Genomic DNA, 20,680 nt, shown 5'->3' on the forward strand with positions numbered 1-20,680 from the left:
CATTAACCAAAACCTCCGCTTTTATATCTACCTTTTTACCTATGCTCAAAATCCTTCATACCGCAGACTGGCACCTGGGAAAACGACTGCAGGAATTTCCCCGAATCGAAGAACAAAAACTAGTCCTCGAAGAAATCTGCCAAATCGCCGATCAGCAGGAGGTGGATTTAATTCTGCTTGCTGGTGACATTTTTGATAGCTTCAATCCAGCACACGAAGCTGTCGAACTCCTCTACAAGACACTTCACCGACTTTCAAAGAATGGACAGCGCCCGGTTATTGCGATTTCCGGAAATCACGACAGCACCCAATTTGTTGAAGCCCCGGATCCGCTAGCCCGGGAAATGGGTATATTTTTTTACAGCCGCTATGACAGCCAAATCGCAAGAGGTAAGCTTGATTCTGGTATCGAAATTTTACGTTCTGAAAGTGGTTTTATTGAGCTGAATATCCCGAAAATTGACTTCCCCATCCGGTTGATTCTTGCTCCATATGCCAATGAAGTCAGTCTCAAAACATACTTGGGCGAGGAAAATAGAGAAGAGGAATTCCGCACGATCCTCTCCGAAAAATGGCAAAAACTCGCCGATCAATACTGTGATGGGAATGGGGTTAATGTATTCCTTGGCCATTTCTTCTTTTCTAAAAAAGGAGAACCCTTGGAGGCTGAACCCGAGTCCGAACGTCCCATTCTTCATGTGGGAGGGACTCAGGCACTTTTCACCGAAAATCTTCCCCAACAAATTCAGTATGCGGCCCTGGGACACCTTCACCGCTATCATGCGGTGGATAAAAGTCCCTTTCCGGTAATCTATTCCAGTAGTCCTTTGGCTTACTCTTTTTCAGAAGCTGATCAGCAAAAGCAGGTCGTAGTAATTGAGGCAAAACCTGCCCAAGCCGTCAACTTTCATCCTATTCCTCTGAAACAAGGAAAAGCGCTGTATCGCAAAACATTTGACAATTTGCCAGATACTCTGAATTGGCTGGAGGCAAATCCCTATTGTTTTGTGGAGTTAACCTTTAAAACCGAACACTCCATCGATGCGGCTACCCGGAAGGCCATCCTCAAAGCCCATGACGGAATCGTCAACCTGATTCCTCAGATTAAAAACCCCCTTCAAAGCGAAGACATCAGTCTCAAAGCAGCCGATCTGGAAAAGGACATGCTCAGCCTGTTCAAACTTTATTTTCAAAACGAGCGGGGGCAGGAACCCCACCCCGAACTCCTCGACATGTTTAAAGAAGTCATCGGTCAAGACCCCAACGCATGATACCTGTTCAGCTAGAAATTCAAGGATTATATTCCTATCGAGAAAAAGAAACCATCGATTTTGAACCGCTGACGGCAGCGGGACTTTTTGGGATTTTTGGAGCGGTAGGCAGTGGTAAATCTTCCATTTTAGAGGCCATTCTGCTGGCACTCTATGGCAGTACGGAGCGGCTTTCGGACCGAGGCGAAAAAAACTCCATGATCAACCTGCAAAGTGATCAAGTTCTTATTCGTTTTATTTTTCGCTCCGGTAAAAACAACAGTGAAATTTACTTAGCTCGCTATGAAGCCAAACGAAACAAAAAAGATCCCGAAAAAGTAGATCCCGCCAATCACGTTTTTTACCTGCAGGTCGATGGGAATTGGGAAGCGCTGGAGCTAAGAGCAGAGGAAATCATTGGGATGAAAAAGGATCACTTCAAGCAGACGGTGATTATTCCTCAGGGAAAATTTCGGGAATTCATTGACCTGACTCCAGGGCCTCGGGCTGAGATGATGAAAGAACTTTTTGGGTTGGAGCGATTTGATTTGGCCGCCAAAACCGGAAGCCTTTTGCGCGAGGTGAAGGATGAAAAAATCCGATTGGACACCAAAATTCAGACTCTGGAAGCATACTCAGAAGAGAGATTGGTTGGTCAAACTGAAAAACTCGAAAGCCAAAAAGTAGAACTTAAGCAAAGTGCCGAAAAAGTAGCCAAGCTGGAGCAAGCTGTAAAATCCCAAGAAAAATCACGGGAGAAACACCATGCCTGGAGGGAATACAGCCAAATGAAAAAAGAACTGCTCACCCAAAAACCTCAAATCGAAAAACAGCGCCAGCTCCATCGGGACTTTATGACGGCCCAAAGTCACCTCCGCCCCGTGTGGAACCAACTTCAAGATCAACGCATCGACGCAGAAAAATACCGGGTAAACATCTTCGATTCTGAACACCTGGCGATCGAGTTTGAAAAAGAACTAGCCGAAGAAAAAACCCAAGAAAAGGAACTCCGAGAAAAGAATCAAAACCGTCCTGAGCGGGAAGGTAAAATCCGAGATCTAAAGAAAGTGCTGGAAATTAAGCAACTCAAAGAAAAGCTTCAGGTTGCTGAGCAGGAATTGGATCAGATCTTACCTAGTATTGCCAAATTACAAAACCAGCGGAAAGAGCAGGAAAACAAGCTCCGAGAATCAGAAAACCAGTTGGAAAAATTAGCAGCCTCGAATGCCAACCACCTTGCCAACCTGAAAAATCAACTGCATACCTGGGAAGACCTAGAGGCTCAATTGGCTCAAAAAAATAAACTCATTGCCCAGTTCGAAAGCGAGGAAAAGAAAGTCACGGAAACCGTGAACAATTTACGATCCCAGATCCCGGCAAATTTCCAAAAGCTAGAGGATTGGCTGAAATTTCAGCAAAACGAAATCCGAGATTGGGAAATGAAACGGGAGGCGATTCTACAAAAATCCGGGCTAAATAATCACGCCCATTTGCTAGAAGATGGGAAACCCTGCCCACTTTGCGGCGCAACTGAACACCCAGATCCGCTCGAAAAAAGAAATCACAATCAGGATCAAAAAGAGATTGAACTGAAAATCGCCCAAGAAAAAGAACAACTCGAAAAAATACTCCTTATCCGCCAACAACTCAACGAGCAGGAAATTTATCTCCAAAATCATGGCGAAAATCTAAAACGAAACCGGCAAGATAAAAATGGGATTTCCGAAAAATGGGAGAAGCTCACTCAGGCACTGGCTGAGCAAAAAATCAACGATCAAAAGAAATTAGCTCAGCAAATCCAGACCCTCGAAAATGAAGCTCAAATTCGGGAAAAAATCCTGAAAAGCATCCAAAAAATCCGGCAGGAGATCGATCAAGTTCAAAAGGACCTTGACCAATCTCAGGACAAGTTGCAACAAGCCCAACTGAAAAAGGGGAACCTCCAAACTGCCATCCAATCCAAACAGGATGAAATTAAGGATCCAAATTTTTGCCAAGCCTTCTTTGAAAAAAACCCAGAAGAAATCCAACGAGGAATAGACAAAGTCGAGAAAGACATCCACGACGCGGCTTTGGCTTTGGAGAGCAAGCAGATCTACATTCAGGAGCTCCAAACTAAGTCAGCAACGAATTTGGCCGACTTGAAAAATTTCAAAAATTCCCTGAATTCGGTGCAGACTAAAATCGAAAAGCTGGAAAAAGAGTTTGACGCCCTCAAAAAGGAACATGGTTTTCCAGATGAGGAAGCGCTAATACGATTGTTTGAGCATTCGCTTGATGCGGACAAAATCGCTCAAGAAATCCAACAGTTTGATCAACAATTCGCTTTGGCGCAAAGCAGAATCGAAGAGCTGGAAAAAGAAAAAGAGGTGGTTGAGTTTAATGAAGAGGCTTTTGTCAAGCTGGCCGCCCAGTATCAATTAACCTTGTCGATAAATAAAGAACTTCAGGAGATGGTGGTTATTCAGCAGCAAGAAGTTAAAACTACCTTACAAAAAATCGAGGAAAAGAAGGTTTTGCTTCGGAATTTAGAAGCCATCGAAAAGCGAGAAAATTACCTCCGTGAATTGGAAAAACTCTTCAAAGGCAGTGGTTTTGTTAAGTATGTGAGTTCGATTTATCTCAAGGAACTTTGCCATACGGCTAATCAACGTTTTATGAAATTGAGCAAAAACAGCCTTTCACTGGAAATCGATGAGGACAATACGTTTTGGGTGGTGGACTATCTCAATGGCGGAAAAAAACGGCTTTTGAAAACGCTTTCAGGAGGCCAGACGTTTCAAGCCTCCCTGTGTTTGGCTTTGGCTTTGGCCGAAAAAGTAAAAGCACTGAATCAGGCTGACCAAAGCTTTTTCTTCTTGGATGAAGGCTTTGGAGCTTTGGATCGCAATTCCCTTCGGGTGGTTTTCGAGACGCTCAAATCCCTCCGTCACGAGAATCGAATTGTGGGAATTATTAGTCATGTGGAAGAATTGCAGCAGGAAATCGGGGTCTATGCCCAAGTGGAGCTTGATCCTGAAACTGGCTCAAACGTGAGTTATTCTTACTAGTTAATGGTAAATAATGGACTAAGCTTGACGGATGGATAGAATATTCCTTTGAGTTTACCCTGCAGGATAGGGTATCCACACAGTCAAGATCAATGTTCATGGGTCATAAAAAAAGTCTATTGGCAAAACCAACAGACTTTTCGAATTAAGAAAACCAATTTACTTAAGATAGTATATGGTTGTTAACCCAGTCAATCTCTTCTTGACGAATGGTATGTTGAGGATCAGAAAATAAGCTCACGGTCACTTCCGCATCCATTTTACGAAGTAAATCCGCCGAAGCCTCAATCCGCTCTGCCGGGACGTGAAAATCACGCTCGCTGCTACCGATGAAGATGGGTGTTCCTTCAAAATTCCCTGAATAGTTCTCCTTCTTTAAACTTTCACCGATCAGACCTCCTGTAAAAGCGATCACACCTCCATATTCTTGGGCATTTCGTGCGGCAAAATCTAAACTAAGGCAAGCTCCTTGAGAAAAACCGATGAAGTAAATCTCAGCGGGTTGGATACCATTTTCTACAATCAGATCATAGGCGTCCTGAATAACCCTCAAGGATTTTTGAAACGATTTCTCATTACTTTCATCCGGAGCCATGAAGCTGTAAGGATACCAGGTATTTCCTTCGGCTTGAGGAGCCAGTAGTGCAAATCCCTCAAGATTCAAATGGTCTTTGAGTGACAAAATACTTTCTGCGCTGGCCCCTCTTCCATGGATAAGAATAGCGGCCTTTTGAGCTTTAGATAGTGGCGTGCCGGCTTGGATTAGATTATTCATAATTTTGATAGTTTAACTCCACTGGAGTCAATCCTTTTTCAATTTTTTCTCGGCTAGGTTCAGCCCATTCAGGCAGCTTAATCAACTCACCCAAATGTGCTTCCTCCTCGTCAATGGCAAATCCAGGTTCGTCAGTAGCTATTTCAAATAATACTCCTCCCGGCTCTCTGAAATAAATGGATTTAAAATAGTTTCGGTCTTTGACTTCGGTGACTAGATATCCATTCTCCATCAGTATTTTTTGAATTTCAAGCTGAGTGGATTCGTTGGCAGTTCGAAATGCGATATGATGAACGGTTCCTGCGCTTTGCATTCCCCTATTTCCCTGAGGATCCACCAAAATATCTACGATGTCGCCGGGTTTTCCCTCAGTACCATATCGGAATCGACTTCCTTCTTGATCGATGAATCGATAATTCATATGCTCAGTTAGAAGTTTTGCGGTAAGTTCTTTTGCTTTCAAATAAAGGGTAGCTCCATAGAATCCTTTTATGGAATATTCCAAAGGAATTTTGCCATAAGTCCAACCGGTTCTTGGGTCTTGATCATTGGCTACCAATTCAATCCCCATACCATCATGATCTTCAAAGCGGATCAGTTGCTCCCCGAAACGAGTTAAGGTATCTGAAATAGCCACTCCGTATTTTTCAAGTCGAGCTCTCCAGAAATCAAGTGAATCTTTTGCGATGGAAAATGCCGTGTAGGTGAGTTCACCCAGTCCTTTGGTACCTTTGCGGGCACCTTGGAAAGGAAAGGTGGTAAACACCGTTCCGGGATTACCCAGCTCATCCCCAAAATAGAAATGATAAACATCCGGCGCATCAAAATTGATGGTCTTCTTTACCAGTCTCAATCCCAATATTCCAGTGTAAAAATCAATATTGGCTTGGGCATTTCCTGCGATAGCAGTGATGTGGTGAATTCCTGTAATTAAAGGCTTCATGATTTCTTGGGCTTAAATGAAGTGGTAAATAGTGGTTTAGTTAAATAAAGGGTGGAAATAGGCCATGGAAAATTCACTTTTCCATGGCTTTTACCCTTAGGCTTGCTTCACTAACTGAATACTCAAGATTAATCTTACTTGATCGCTGACTACGACACTTCCGGCCTCGGTTACCGCAGACCAAGAAAGACCAAATTCTTTCCGATTAACTTTTCCTTCGATTTCAAATCCTGCTTTGGTTTGTCCATAAGGATCACCTGCCACACCACCGAAGTCTACGTCCAATTCTACCTCTTTGGTAGTTTCACGCATGGTTAAATTTCCTACTAGTTTGTAGTCACCACCATTCTTAGCGATTTTCCCTTCAAATGTCAATTTAGGGTGATTTTCCGCATCAAAGAAATCCGCAGACTTCAAGTGGTTGTCACGGTCTTTTTGGTTCGTATCAATGCTGTCGATATCAGCTGAGAAAGAAACTGCTGCTCCGTCAAAGTCTTCTGAAGTACTTTCTACTGCTCCTTCAAATTTTTTGAAGTACCCAGTCACGGTAGAAATCACCAAGTGTTTAACCTTGAAAGAAACCTCAGAGTGAGTAGGGTCGATCGTCCATTTAGTCGTGCTCATAATTGTTTGTTTTTGTTTTTAGTTAAAATTTATTTATGTGTTTACATTTCATGTCTAGACACTTGATAAGGAAAATTTTTTATTTCCGCAAGCGGTCAAGAAGTTCATTTAATTGAATGACTTCTGATTCCCCCAGATTAATGACAGAGTGGTTGAATTCGGATACTTGCTTTTCCAGCTCATTCAAGACCTGATACCCTTTTTCAGTGATGCTGACATCTACTTGTCGCCGATCTGTGGGGCATTCTACTCGCTGCACCAGTTCTTTGGATTTCAACTTTTCAACCAATCGGGAAGCATTGGACATTTTGTTAAGCATCCTATCTTGAATGGAAGATACCGTCAAGGGTTTCCCATTTTGTCCCCGCAAAATCCGAAGCACATTATACTGCTCTGGGGAAAGATCATAAGGTTTAAACAGTCCATTCTGAGCAGTCACCAGATAGCTATGGGTATAAAGCAGATTTACCACCAGCTTGTTATAGGGATCCTTGAATTCTTTTTGCTTTATGGCTTCTTCCAGTCTCATCATCATCTACAAGTGAATTTAATGTATATACATTTAAATACCCTAAAAGGTTTCCTCATTTGAAAAAAAAATGGTGAAATCTTAATAATCCGCGGTGATGTCCTGATTTTTAATAAATTAGCCTAGCTTTTTTTTCAGCATCCGCCATGAATCTAATCAAGATTTTCCTGATTATTTGGTTTTTAGCCATGATAACTCACGTGTCTGCCCAATCCTGGCATACTAAAAACCGGGTATGGGACAGCTTATATCAATCGCGCCGCCTTGACCTAGCGGAGCAATGGATAGAAAGGCTTCCTCAAAACTCAGAAATCCAAAAAGCAGAAAACCTGCTTTTGCTTGCTAAAACTCATTTCCGACAGTCCCATCTAAGTTCTTCAAAGATCCTGCTCGATAGTCTCCTTCAAAATTACGGCGAATCATTAAACCCAATTTTAACGATTGAATATCACATGATCAAGGGTAGCCTTTTCATGAAAGAATTCAGAGAAGCCGAAGCATTCAGTCAATTTCTTCTCGTCGACAGTCTATCCCATATTCAAAATCACTACTCCAAAAACCAACTAAACGCCCTGCTCAATATAGGCAGTCTTGTACAACGATCTAATGAAAACCAACCACGGGATTCCCTCCAGGAGAAAATCAGCTACTTTCAAGAGGCTACCGCACTAGCCTTAAAGCACCAAGACAGCAGCGGATACTTTGATTCCAGAAATTTTTGGCTCTCCCATCTAATGGGTAAGGGAAAGTTGGACTCCATTGTCCCTTTGATCCAAGAATCCATTGATTTTTTCTCCAAGAAAAATCTTCTTGGGCTTCTTCAGGATAGCTACTGGAGTCTGGCCAACTTTTACGAATATGAAGGAGAAATCAAACAAGCAGAGGATACGTTTCTAAAAATTCTATCCTTAAATTCCTCCACTTCTTCCCCTCTGAATCAAAAAGCCCGTGGACACTGGGTTTACGCCAATTTTTTAGCGCGACAAAACCGAATGGTGGAAGCCATCAGCCAATTTGAACTAGCAGAAACCATGTTTCGGTCCGAACCGGTTTGGGATATTGGACCGCTAACTGGAACAACCTACAACCTAGCCCTACTTTACCGACAGGCAGGCCAGTTTGAAAAAGCATTCGATTACCTCCAAGAAACATGGAATAGACAGGATTCTATCCATTTAGCAGCCGAACGCCAAAGATATCAAGAACTGGAGGTTCGGTATCAAAATGCCAAAAAAGAGCAAGAAATTCTCAGTTTAAAGGCTGAGAATATGGCACAAAGCCAATCCCAGAGAATAAGTCTTGCGATTTTCCTTTCAATAATCATACTCATGATAGCACTGGGGATAGTTTGGTATTGGAGACAACAACAAAAAATTCGTTGGGCACAGAAAATTTCCGAACTCGATACGATCAAGCGCGAATTTTTCGAAAATATTTCACATGAATTCCGCACACCCTTAACTTTAATTCAAGGTCCGACAGAAGTACTTTTGCGAGATCCTAATTTGCCACCGGTTGCCTTAGATAATCTAAATCTGATTCAAAAACACAGTACTCGAATGCTCGAGCTGGTCGAGCAGATTTTGGCCTTGAACCAATTGGAAAACAGCCTTATACCAATCTTAAAGACCCCTCAGGAATTAGACTTACTCCTTCGATCTGAGGCCACTCCCTATCATTTAAAATCTGCAGAACAACAGATTGAATGGATAGAAAATCTGGATGTACCGAAAGGATTATGGCTTGTTGACCGGGATCTCTTACTCAAAGTCCTCCATAATCTTTGGGGTAACGCTGTGAAATTTACTCCCACGCACGGAAAAATCACTTGGGAGGCAAAATTGATCCAGGATCAAACCCTAAGTTTGAAGGTTTCCAACTCCGCTCCCGAATTTAATCCTCAGCAAATTCAAAAGTTATTTTCAAGGTATCATCAAATCGACTCCAATCAACCCGGATTTGGTATCGGCCTTGCCTTAGTCAAAAGCATCATAACCCGTCAAGGAGGAGAAATTTTTGCGAAATTTAATTCCCAAGTATTAACTATCGGATTCACTCTTCCTCTCCAAAAAGCCTATACGGATCCCACTGCTATTCCTCAATCAACACTACCAGTTCCTTTACCTGATGCTGAATTTTCAAAAATTCTAGTGGTGGAAGATCATGAGGATACGCGGTTTTTGATTGCTCAGGTATTGGCAAAGCAATACCTCCTAAATTTTGCTGTGAATGGAAAGGAAGGCATGGAAAAAGCCTTGTCCGAAGTACCTGATTTAATCTTAATTGATCTAAAGCTTCCTGATTTTGATGGTATTTCTTTATGTGATAAAATCAAATCCCATGAGTTAATTTCTCATATTCCGGTGATTATTTTGACAGCATCCGGGGTAGCTTCAAACCATAAAGTAAGCTTCGGTTTTGGAGCAGATGATTTTTTTACAAAGCCCATTGATACCGAACTGTTGCTTTCTCGTATCGAAAACCTTATCCAATCCAGAAAACTGCTTCGGGACAGGTATAGCCGGGAATTGATTCTCAAACCAATCGAGCTGGCAATTAACCCTGCCGAAGAAAAGTTTATTCATCGATTGGGATTAATCACCAAAGAGGCACTGGAAAACCCATCCTTTTCAGCAGATGATTTTGCACAAGCCATGAATCTGAGTCGAATGCAACTTCATCGAAAATTAAAACACCTCTTCGGTAAATCGACCATGGAATACCTCAAAGAACAACGGTTGATGACTGCTTCAAATTTGCTGCTCCAATCTGATCTTCCGATTTCAGAAGTAGCCTATGCAGTAGGATACAATGACCTCTCTCACTTTTCAAAAAGTTTTAAGTCATTTTTTGGAAAAAGCCCCTCTGAATTTCAGAAAATCAGCAAATAAAGGCCTACAGTTGATTTTTTCTCCAATTTGTTACCTGTGAACAAGTAATTGTTACGCTGTTACCAAAGATTTTTTTCTTCACTCCTGACCTTTGAATAAGCTCACCAAAAAAGAATGAAAAACAAATACGCGGGCGAAATGCTACAGGTCAACGGGTGTCAAATCATCCTGAGTATTCAGCCTTTGGACAAAGGAACCTATGAGCTTATTCTCCTGGATAAAGGGAAAATAATACATCGGGTATTATTTACCAAAGGGTAAAATTCGGAAAATCGAGTATCAAAAAATCCCCACTGGTCTGAAAAAAATTACTGTAAGATTCCATATGACCGCTAAAAAACAATTATAAACAGATGAAATACCCATGTCGAATAGTCGACACACAGGAGAATGATTATCCAGGGTATTCCATCTGACCGTTCAAAAACAAATTATAATCAGATGAAATCGAGCATGACGTACCCGTCACACACCGGGATGATTAGAATTGCGAGATTCCATCTGACCGCTAAAAAACAATTATAAACAGATGAAAAAGCTAATGCTGTCGATTTTGATTTTGATCTTCTCAAACGAGATTCAAGAGGCTTTTGCTCAATCCCAGTTTATCAAGGATTTGAAAAAAACAGCCGAAGAAGCCGCAAAGCGGGCTGTGGAACGAAAAGTCGATGAAAAAACCACTGAAACCACTGAAAAAGCATTTGACTCGGTCATGGAGGCTCCCAATATTTTTAAATCCAAAAGAGCTCAAAAAAGAGAAAACCAATCTCAAGCTGAACCCGAAGGATATCCGAATGATTCTGAGCGAGAACCTTCTAAACAACCTGATCAAACTGTTGAGTTTTCTCCTGCCAGTCAGTTTATCCCAAATGGAGAGTTGATGTATGAGGATTTATTTGAAGCTGAGCAGCTTGGGGACTTTCCTTCAAAATGGGAGACCAATACCGGTGGAGAGGTGATCACCATTGATGATTTTAAGGCATTGAGAACTTCGGGTACCGGGTTTTATTTACCGATTTTGCCTGAGGCACTTCCAGAGAATTATGCCCTTGAGTTTGACATGTTCACATACAACCTTCACTATAAAGGCACCTCAGCTCTTCGGTTTGCAATCCACCTGATCGAGGAACCTTTGGTCTCTAAATCCCGAAAGGGGGCAAGTATTGAAATGCCCCTTTGGTATGATGGCGCATCGGATTATTTTCAAGTTGAAACCTACGGGACCAGCGCTAAAATTTCCAACAAAATCAACTATGATTTTACCGAAAAACTAAATGATCTGATCCATTTCACTTTAGTCAAAAATGGAAAGCGAGTCCGCCTATTTTTAGACGACACCAAAGTCATTGATATCCCCACCTTTGCGGTAGATAACTTCGGGAAATACATTCAATTTTATGTCCGGGAAGTCGATTTACAAAAGGATTTAGTTTTGGCTTTAGCCAACTTGAAAATCACCAAAGAGGGAGAAGATTTAAGATCAAAATTAATACGAGCGGAAGGATTTAGCACCACTGCAATCCTTTTTGAAACGGGATCTGATCAACTGATTCCTGATTCCTATTCATTTTTGGACAAACTCGGAAAAGTGCTCCGGGAGGATGAATCCCTTCGGGTCCAAATCATCGGACATACCGATAGCGATGGGGATGAAGCAAGTAACCTGATTCTTTCTGATCAAAGAGCAATCTCAGTTGCTACCTATCTCACCGACAAATACCAAATCAAGCCAGATCGGATCCAGACCCTGGGAAAAGGCGAGTCCGAACCACTAAATGGCAACTCCAGCCCAGAGGAAAAATCTGCCAACCGGCGAGTTGAGTTCAAGAAATTTTAACTTAATCCAAATACCATGAAAACACTCCTTTTCTCCACACTGCTCACATTGAGTATGGTACTCACCAGTCAGGCTCAATTCAGTTCAGGCAAAACCCTGAAAACTACCCCCCTCAATACCGGTATAAAGGCAGCCAGCCTGTCCAAAATCGTCACTTCCAAAGTGGACCTCCATCAAATCAAAGCTCAAACTTTCCACGCAGATTTGATCAAATCCCCTAAGGTTAGTTTTTCACCAGAAGAACTTGAACGGAATCGAATCAAATCCTGGGAACTTAGTCCCACGAAAATTTATACCCCAGGCATGGAATTGGGATTTTCCGGAAATCTGGATAAAAATACCTTTTACCTTACTCCGATCTTAAATTCCACCCACCGAGAATCCTATCAGATGTTTAATCTTTCTTTGATTTGCGCGATGCTTCCAGGCAAGGATTATAAACTCACCTTTGAACTGGCCAATACAGACAGAATTCCTCCAAATAGTTATTTCCCATTTAGCTCAGGGCTCAATCAAATGATTCCTATTTCAAGTGGACAAAAACAAGTTTCGATCCTCATTGCAAACACTGTAAACGCTCCCCAAATCCTTTCCATAGGACCTTATATCACCAATGACAATTGGCAAAAACCTAAGTCCTTTGAAGTAACTCGAATCCTTTTGGAAGAATTGGCTCCAGCCAGGTAAGGCTGATCAGATCAACTCATTAAAACCTCAGCAAGAAATCGCTGAGGTTTTCTTTTCGCTCCAGCTTTAATTTTTTGCGGACCCGGTATCGGCCAATTTCTACTCCACGAACAGATATCCCAAGCAGGTTGGCTATCTCTTTGGTATTGAGATTCATGCGGATGTAAGCACTAAACTTGATTTCTTGGGGCGTCAAGTCCGGATATTTTTCTTTGAGTCGTGTGATAAAATTACCATGTACCTGGTCAAAATTCTCAGAAAATTGACTCCATTCATCTCCCCCATCCAAGTCCTTATCGATAGACTTAATTAACTTACCCAATTGGGTATTAAGCTGCTTTGTTTTTTCATCTTTCGAAAGATTTTTAAGCGTAGCTTTGATCGTGTTGAGCAGTTGATTTTTTTGAATCAAATGCATAGCTGAAGAAGTTAGCTCCTGATTTTTGTGTTCTATTTCATTTTGAAGCTTTTCATTTTTTAATCGAATAATCTCTTCTTCGGTGCGTTGAGTAATGGTCTCAATTTCATTATCCTTGATTTCCAAGGCCCGGTCTTTCTCTTGTTTTAATTTGGACTGTGCCAGTTGATGTCTCTTATCCAACCAACGAAAGCCCAGAAAAAGAAGGAATCCCCCTCCTAGCGTATAAAAGACATAAGCGAAAAAGGAACGATAAATGGGTGGCTTAATCTTAAATGTAAATATTGCAGGCTCTGTTTCTTGCTCAAAAATGTCACGGGCCCGTACCTGAAATGAATAGTCTCCTTCCCGAAGATTGGTGTATTCTTTTCGATTTTCGAGACTCCATGGGGACCATTCCTCATCATAATTTTCGAGTTTATATTGGTAGGTGACTTCATCTTCGCTTTCGAAATGAGGAGCCGCATATTCAAATGAAATGGAGTTTTGCGCATAATTTAATTCGGTCTCAAAATTAGAAGCAGACTTTGTTGACGAATATTTATTTCCTAAGAATAGGATAGAATCTTGAGTGCCTTTTGAGGATATTTCACTGAAAATGATTTGCGTTTCTACTCCTTGAGGAATATCGAGCTGAGGGGAATAGTGAATAAAACCCTGCTTCCCTCCAATAAGGATATGTTGATTATCCAGCACCATAATATTGGCTAGATCATCATTCCAGAGCCTGCGAATTTTATTGAAAGTCGCTGTATGGACAATTTGCTGATGATTGGGCTGAGGCTTAATTATTCCCAACATATTCTGCTCGATAAAATAGACGTTTCCCACTTCATCCGCTTCCATATCCACCAGCATGGCTCCCGGATCAATCAACTGATTGTATTCATTATTTGAAACAAAACGATCTTGATCTACACTGTATTCATAAAATCCAGCATTGGCAGTAAATACTAATTGGTTGGATATCTTAAATACATTATTCAAGACATTGGTCGGCAATCCATCGTTATTATTATAAAGTTTGCTTTCTATCACTTGAGTATAATCCGGCGAAAATTTAAGCTTAAAAATCCCTTTGTATCCATGGGCTACCCAGAGGTATTCTCCATCAAACTCCATGACTCGGGAGGACTCTCCAAAACCTTCAATTTTTTGTTTGAAAACCAAATCACTCCCCAACCATTCAAAAAGATTCAATCCAGTATAGGTTCCCTGAATCAACAGACTAGGTTCCTCAGGAATGGACCGGAAAAGCCAGGCTCCGTTTTCATCATGAATTTTAACCGCAGTTTTACCCTCTAAATAATAGGTTCCACTATTGTGCCCCACCAAAATACGCCCCTGTATTCTTTGGATGTTATAAACCTGTCCATCTATACCCACAATTGGCTCGATTTTGTCACCTTCCCAAACAAAAAGCCCATTATTGGTACCTAAGTAAACCAATTCTCCACTTTTCAACGCAGTATAGCCTGCACCTGAAATTCCCATTCGATCATCAATAAAGGTAAACGGAGAGTTCAAGTCCACACGGGACAAACCATTATTCTTTGCCAACCAAAGTCCATCGTAGTTATCTTCATAGATGTAATTGATCGTCAGATCCTGCAGTCCTTCCTCTTTAGATAAGTGAAGGAGTCTGTTTCCTTCTTTGGAAATAATAAAAAGCCCCGCATTTTGGGTTCCTATGGCAATATTCCCGTTTCTCAATCGAGTCGCATGATTGATTAAAAATTCATTTCGCCAAAAATCTCCTTGAAACTGAAACGGTTTTACCGTGCCATTATACAAAAATGCCCCGTGCTCAAATGTGGTAATCATCAATTGCTGATTATCATACTTCATGATGGAGGATATCCGTTTATCTTTGAAAAAGTCCCCATTTTGCACTAAGTCAAATTTCCCCTCATCAAATAATACCAATCCGCGATCTACGGCGTACGTGTAAAGGAGATTATCCACTTGAAAGGAAATCTCCAAGCGATTATCGGCTTCATAAACATCGATGTTCTCCCCATCATAGACGAAAATACCCTCAAACGTACAGAAATAAATCTTTTTCCCAATTTCAAAAACTTTCCAGGTTTCATCAAATCCACGGGTAGCAGCAGGTAAACTATCTGCAAGTGAGGTATAAACTAATTTCCCTTTGACATCAGCAGACAAAAACCCAAAATCAGCTTGACTCCCAACATATATTTTGCCGTCTGAACCTAGAAGTACGGACCGGACTTTGGTGTTATTAATTCCATATCGACTCCAATTTTCCCCTTCAAATTCCAATAAACCTAAATTATTAGCAACAAAAAGTGCCCCCCTTCCATCTTGAATAATATCCCAGTTCTGAATCCCGGCTTTATACCGTTCAGGACCATAATTGGTAATAAAAGGCAGCCCTTTGAAATCTTCCTCATTTTGGGCCAGCAGCACTCCAGTTGGACAAGTTCCCAGAAAAAGCAGTACTACAAACAGCCAGTAAAATGAATACGTGGTTTTCAATTTGATTACAGACATTGAGAAATCATAAAATCCAGTTTGTGAAAAATAACTCAGGTGAAAATGCCCAATTATTCACATCTACACAATTTTTTTAACTCATTGATGAAATTTTGATGTATTATGAGTTGGTAAGAGATGAAAAGATGAAGAGGTAAGATTTTTGGGATTAACCGGGTAAGCGGTGACATTGGGTTAAAATATAAACTCTATGAAAAAATTAATTTTAAACTCAACAATGGCTTTGCTTGCACTCCTAATCGTTTGGAGTTGCGACAACGGATTTGCGGATGTGGATGTAATTGATACGCCGCCAACCCTAGATCTGGGAAGTATTACCAGTGGTACTACAGAAGGTGACGATTTTAGAATCGAAATCGAAGTTTCAGACGGGATCGAAGGGAGCACAATTAGTGCTCTGTCGAACCTCACTTATTCCATTACCCGAGGAGGGGAAAATGTCACTTCAGGTTCAGAGGAACTGACTGGTGACAATCAAACCGTAACCATCGAAGTGGCTGGCGGATTTGAAGCTGGAGAATATAATTTGGATGTCACCGTTTCCGACACCAATGGAAATGAAAGTTCCGACAACGTTTCTTTTACCGTATCCTCTGCCTCTCCCGCATTTGATATCACCGGTGTTTGGTCTGTAGAGCCGGTTGCGGGTTCCTTAAAAGTAGGTCCTGCGCCTGGAAGTTCGGAATGGTATCAGATTTCAGATTCCGATGTAGCTCTTCGAGATTGTTTTTACGATGATACATACACCTTTAATCCGGATGGCTCCTTTGAAATTGAAATGGGTGAGTCAACTTGGCTTGAAACCTGGCAAGGCGTAGATGCGGACCGTTGCGGTACCCCGGTTGCACCTTTCGATGGATCAGGCACCTATACCTATACCTATACCTCCACTGAGCTGACTCTGATTGGGGAAGGAGCACATGTTGGCTTGCCCAAGGTAAACAATGAAGGTGAAATCTCTCAAGGTGCTGCAATAGCAGATCAAATCACCTATACCATTGCTGAGCAGTCTCAAGATGGAGATACCCGCAGAATGACCCTTAGAATCGAAGCCGGGGACGGAGTTTGGTGGGATTTCCTTTTGATCTCAGGTGAAGCAGGAGAAGATCCTGAGCCAGCTTCTGATATTGCAGGCGATTGGCAAATGGAGCCAGTAGCTGGCGCATTTTCTGTAGGGCCAAACCCAGGTAGCACCGAATTTTTCTCCAATTCTGCTGAAGATGTAGAAACAAGAGCTTGTTTCTTTGACGATATCTACACTTTTGGAGCAGACGGAAGCTTCTCTATTGAAATGGGAGAGCAGACTTGGCTTGAAACTTGGCAAGGAGTCGGTGCCGACACCTGTGGTACGCCTGTTGCTCCACATGACGGATCAGGGGATTACAGTTTTGAATTTGACGGTGAAACCTTGAGACTAATTGGTGAAGGTGCTCACGTGGCACTGCCTAAGGTCGTGAACGGCGGAGAACTTCCTAATGTGGATGTACCGGACGATGTAACCTATCAAGTAGCAAGCTTTACCGATGAGGATGGGGTGAAAAGACTAACTTTACACATTGAAATCCAAGACGGAATTTGGTGGACCTTTAAGTTGATCTCTAATTAATTACCTTAATTTTTCCTGCTGCATGGATCTGAAGTTTGAACCCATGCAGCGGGTTTTTTCATGACATTTATTACTATGAGAACGATACATTACCTCTTATTTTCTGCTTGGCTTGTATTTTTTTCAGGTTGTGGGACTGAAGCCCCCAGTAATCCTGGGACAGACACCAACCAAACCGAAATTGCCATTCCTTCCACCGGATACACCTCCCCAGAAAGCTACGATGGCATGTCCTTGGTTTGGGAAGATGACTTTGATGGAAATAGCCTAGATCCAGCAAATTGGAGCCAGGAAACAGGAACGGGACAAAACGGGTGGGGAAACAATGAACTTCAATATTATCGCTCCCAGAATACCTCCTTTCAAGATGGCCATTTGATCATCACGGCAAAAAAAGAGTCATTTAATGGAAGTGATTATACCTCCTCGCGGATTATTTCGATGGGAAAACAGCAATTCCGATACGGAAGAATAGATTTTCGGGCTGTGATGCCCCGTGGTCAAGGACTCTGGCCAGCATTATGGATGTTGGGCTCCAACTTTGAAACGGAAGGATGGCCTGCCTGCGGAGAAATTGACATTATGGAAATGGTCGGAGGAAATGGTCGGGAAAACACCGTTCACGGCACAGTACATTGGTCCAATGATGGCTCGCATGCACAGTATGGCGGAGAAAAAACGTTATCCAATGGGACCTTGGCGGACCAATTTCATGTGTATAGTATCGAATGGGATGCGACCAAAATCCGTTGGTTTATTGACAATGAAGTTTACCATGAAATCGATATCACACCTGCCGGATTGGATGAATTTAGAAGAAGTTTTTTCTTTATCATGAATGTAGCTGTAGGGGGAAACTGGCCGGGCTCTCCCAACGCAACGACGACTTTTCCCCAACACTTGATTGTAGATTATGTGCGGGTTTTCCAAACGCAATAGCATGTAATTACCTAAGAAAAAAGCGACCCATTGTTTTGGATCGCTTTTTTTTTCAATCTGTCCCATTGGTCAAGTTTGTTCTTGTAACCAATCTAAAATCAAATGATTAACTTCTTCAGGCTTTTCGATACAGCTGCTATGACCAGCTCCGGGAATACGATGAAGTTTTGCCCCAGCTATTCCCATTTGGATGAATTTTGCCTTCTCGGGTTTGGTGGCCACATCTTCATCCCCGACGATGACCAAAGTAGGACAACGGATTTGTGCTAGCTCTGACTCCACCCCTTTTCGGTAAATTACGCCCTCCACCGGACCAGAAATACTTCTTTTATTTTTCATCATCTGCTTTTGCCAATAGTCTACCTTTTTCTTATTGGTTTTCTCTTGAAGCCAACTTTCAGCAAACATAATTCTCATCACCTTGCGGGCTACAGGACTAATGACTCCCATCCATTTCACTATTCCATTTAGCGTTTTATATTTTGGGAGATTTTCAACTGGTTCGGCGTTAGCTGAAGTTTCCATCAGAATCAAACTTTTGACCAACTGGGGATATCTTGAAGCCAATCTCATTCCAATAAACCCACCCATGGACAAGCCTGCAAAATGTACCGGCTCATCACAAAGTTCCTCTATCAATGCCTTTGCATCCTCGGTAAGCGTATCCATGTCATAAGGTCCGGTCACCTGACTTTGTCCCTGACCTCGATGATCATAGGCTATCACCCGATAGGATTTAGACAGTTTCTCAACCTGGGCTACAAACATGTGCTGACTCCACAATAATCCATGGGAAAAGACAATTGTCTCCCTCCCAACACCTGAATCGAGGTAGTGGAGGCTCACACCATTGACAGTTATTTGCGGCATAGTCGTATAATTTTTCTGCTGATTATTCCCAGTCCAAACCAGGCTGGGTCAGGGTAGCATTTTCACTTTCTTTTTGCTGATCCACCAGGGATTTCACATCTTCCAATAGCTTTTTGGCATCATAAACTATTCCATCCTTGACCGTAAACTTCACCCCGCCTACTCGAATTGGCTGATTGTTTTCATTGATTCGGATGCTTCCGGTTCCATATAAAACTTTGAGATTTTGAAGTGGATTCTCTTCCAGAATCACAAAATCCGCAAGTTTTCCTACCTCTACAGTTCCGATTTCTTTCTCCATTCCTAACGCCTCTGCACCATACATCGTAGCAGATCGGATTACCTCTAGCGGATGGAATCCTGCCTCTCGAAGCAATTCCAATTCCCGGATGTAGGCAAATCCATACAATTGATAAATAAAACCAGAATCAGATCCGGCAGTCACTCGGCCACCTCTGTTTTTATATTCATTAACAAAAGCCATCCAAAGTCGGTAGTTTTCTTTCCACTGCACTTCCTCCTCTGTGGTCCAATCAAACCAGTAGGAACCATGAGACTGTCGGCTAGGCGCATAGAATCTCCAAAGGGAAGGTAAGGTATAAACCTGATGCCATTCTTGAGTACGAGCTCGCATGAGATCCCGATTGGCTTCATAAATATTAAAGGTTGGATCAAGGGTAAAATCCAATTCCAACAGTTCATTCATTACCTCATTCCAATGCTCAGAGTAAGGAGCTGCGGCTTGCTTCCACAGTTTACCTGCTTCACCGAATCGGTGTTGCTCATTTTGGTAGTTGTAATCCAATCTAAAATCTTGAATAGTGCGATCCTCAAATAAGGCTTCAGGTAATCCGTACCAATGCTCCATTGAAGTCAAGCCTGCTCGGGCAGAGTGTAAGACATTCCAGCGAGCCACATCCATTTGTTGATGATGCATGGCTGAGCGCAAACCGATCCGTTTATTTTCTGAAATTGCCGCCTCCATAACTTCTGGATTAGCTCCAAAAAACTTGATGCCATCCGCTCCCATTGCCTTATTTTCATTGACCCAAGCTTTGGCTTGTTCTGCGGTGGTAATCGGCTCATCGGAACCTTGACCAAAAGCGGTGTAGGCCAAAATCCTAGGGGCTGTGATGGCGTTTTCCTCTGATTTTTGTTTGTGCTCCAACACCCAATTCAGTCCGTTTCCTGTAGAGGGATCTCGGATGGTGGTAATCCCATGAGCCATCCATAATTTAAATACATATTCGGCCGGAGTCCCTTGACCAGTCCCCCCAATATGCCCATGCATATCCACAAATCCCGGAAGAAGGTAATGTCCCTCCAAATCCAACTCTTTGGTGTTTTGGTCCCCTTTAGGTCTTCGGATCTCGTTGATGGGAAGTCCGGGATACCCTACTGTTTGAATTTGTACAATCCGGTTTTTTTCTACCACGATATCCACAGGGCCAATTGGAGGTGCCCCTGTCCCATCAATTAAGGTCACTCCTCGAATGATTAATTTGTCATAGGGCCCCTCTCCTTCCGAACGGTCTGGAGCAGACTTAATCTGGGAAATAACCGGCATGGCAAACGCAGCGAACAGCAAAATGAGGATAAACTTTTTACAGGACATACAGTGATGGCTTTTTAGAAACAATAAGTTAGGGGAAAATGCAATCAGAAAAAATCACTTTAGGATAGGAGCAATCGGGTAGGAGAAACGGGATTAGTTCCCGTTTCGACCTCCCACACCACCGTA

The 20,680-nt window shown here is 42.2% G+C and carries 15 protein-coding genes; 8 read left to right on the forward strand and 7 right to left on the reverse strand.

Features of this window, described 5'->3' with window-relative positions:
• Positions 1-41 precede the first annotated feature (41 nt).
• Positions 42-1,271 carry an exonuclease subunit SbcD gene (sbcD, locus tag Q0L00_RS18675; protein WP_297338428.1) on the forward strand — a complete coding sequence of 410 codons (1,230 nt, stop codon included), beginning with the start codon at positions 42-44 and terminating at the stop codon, positions 1,269-1,271.
• Positions 1,268-4,300: an SMC family ATPase gene (locus tag Q0L00_RS18680; protein ID WP_297338415.1), complete on the forward strand. Its 3,033-nt coding sequence runs from the start codon at positions 1,268-1,270 to the stop codon at positions 4,298-4,300. Before sbcD ends, Q0L00_RS18680 begins: the two co-directional genes overlap by 4 nt.
• A 163-nt stretch (positions 4,301-4,463) precedes the next feature.
• Here the strand turns inward: Q0L00_RS18680 and Q0L00_RS18685 are convergent, their stop codons facing one another.
• The 4 genes from Q0L00_RS18685 to Q0L00_RS18700 form a co-directional block, all read right to left on the reverse strand.
• Complete coding sequence (locus Q0L00_RS18685) at positions 4,464-5,075, reverse strand: dienelactone hydrolase family protein (protein WP_297338416.1); 612 nt, start codon at positions 5,073-5,075, stop codon at positions 4,464-4,466.
• The gene (locus Q0L00_RS18690; protein ID WP_297338417.1) at positions 5,068-6,018 is read right to left on the reverse strand and encodes a ring-cleaving dioxygenase; all 951 of its coding nucleotides are present in this window, start codon (positions 6,016-6,018) and stop codon (positions 5,068-5,070) included. Before Q0L00_RS18690 ends, Q0L00_RS18685 begins: the two co-directional genes overlap by 8 nt.
• A gap of 96 nt (positions 6,019-6,114) precedes the next feature.
• Positions 6,115-6,642: a YceI family protein gene (locus tag Q0L00_RS18695; RefSeq protein ID WP_297338418.1), complete on the reverse strand. Its 528-nt coding sequence runs from the start codon at positions 6,640-6,642 to the stop codon at positions 6,115-6,117.
• Positions 6,643-6,721: 79 nt separating this feature from the next.
• Complete coding sequence (locus Q0L00_RS18700; RefSeq protein WP_297338429.1) at positions 6,722-7,171, reverse strand: MarR family transcriptional regulator; 450 nt, start codon at positions 7,169-7,171, stop codon at positions 6,722-6,724.
• A 146-nt stretch (positions 7,172-7,317) separates the two neighbouring features.
• Between Q0L00_RS18700 and Q0L00_RS18705 the strand changes: the two genes are divergently transcribed.
• The 4 genes from Q0L00_RS18705 (at position 7,318) to Q0L00_RS18720 (ending at position 12,586) form a co-directional block, all read left to right on the forward strand.
• Positions 7,318-10,062: a helix-turn-helix domain-containing protein gene (locus Q0L00_RS18705; RefSeq protein WP_297338419.1), complete on the forward strand. Its 2,745-nt coding sequence runs from the start codon at positions 7,318-7,320 to the stop codon at positions 10,060-10,062.
• 114 nt (positions 10,063-10,176) lie between these two features.
• Entirely contained in the window at positions 10,177-10,323 is a 147-nt protein-coding gene (locus Q0L00_RS18710; protein WP_297338420.1) for a hypothetical protein, read from the forward strand.
• 268 nt (positions 10,324-10,591) lie between these two features.
• A complete protein-coding gene (locus Q0L00_RS18715) occupies positions 10,592-11,899 on the forward strand; it encodes an OmpA family protein (protein WP_297338421.1) in 1,308 nt (435 codons plus the stop codon).
• A 15-nt stretch (positions 11,900-11,914) separates the two neighbouring features.
• Positions 11,915-12,586, forward strand: a complete 672-nt coding sequence (locus Q0L00_RS18720) for a hypothetical protein (RefSeq protein WP_297338422.1) — start codon at positions 11,915-11,917, stop codon at positions 12,584-12,586.
• Positions 12,587-12,605: 19 nt separating this feature from the next.
• Here the strand turns inward: Q0L00_RS18720 and Q0L00_RS18725 are convergent, their stop codons facing one another.
• The gene (locus tag Q0L00_RS18725) at positions 12,606-15,521 is read right to left on the reverse strand and encodes a triple tyrosine motif-containing protein (protein WP_297338423.1); all 2,916 of its coding nucleotides are present in this window, start codon (positions 15,519-15,521) and stop codon (positions 12,606-12,608) included.
• Positions 15,522-15,714: 193 nt separating this feature from the next.
• On the opposite strand from Q0L00_RS18725, the gene Q0L00_RS18730 reads away from it, so the two are divergent.
• Together Q0L00_RS18730 and Q0L00_RS18735 are read left to right on the forward strand one after the other, a co-directional pair.
• Complete coding sequence (locus tag Q0L00_RS18730; protein WP_297338424.1) at positions 15,715-17,130, forward strand: hypothetical protein; 1,416 nt, start codon at positions 15,715-15,717, stop codon at positions 17,128-17,130.
• Between the two features lie 75 nt (positions 17,131-17,205).
• Positions 17,206-18,069: a glycoside hydrolase family 16 protein gene (locus tag Q0L00_RS18735; RefSeq protein WP_297338425.1), complete on the forward strand. Its 864-nt coding sequence runs from the start codon at positions 17,206-17,208 to the stop codon at positions 18,067-18,069.
• 69 nt (positions 18,070-18,138) lie between these two features.
• Here the strand turns inward: Q0L00_RS18735 and Q0L00_RS18740 are convergent, their stop codons facing one another.
• Together Q0L00_RS18740 and Q0L00_RS18745 are read right to left on the reverse strand one after the other, a co-directional pair.
• Positions 18,139-18,939 (reverse strand): alpha/beta hydrolase, encoded by an 801-nt coding sequence (locus Q0L00_RS18740; RefSeq protein WP_297338426.1) that lies wholly within the window; start codon positions 18,937-18,939, stop codon positions 18,139-18,141.
• A gap of 22 nt (positions 18,940-18,961) precedes the next feature.
• A complete protein-coding gene (locus tag Q0L00_RS18745) occupies positions 18,962-20,554 on the reverse strand; it encodes an amidohydrolase family protein (protein ID WP_297338427.1) in 1,593 nt (530 codons plus the stop codon).
• Between the last annotated feature and the right edge of the window lie 126 nt (positions 20,555-20,680).

It is taken from the genome of Algoriphagus sp., from assembly GCF_024305035.1.
Classification (GTDB): domain Bacteria; phylum Bacteroidota; class Bacteroidia; order Cytophagales; family Cyclobacteriaceae; genus Algoriphagus.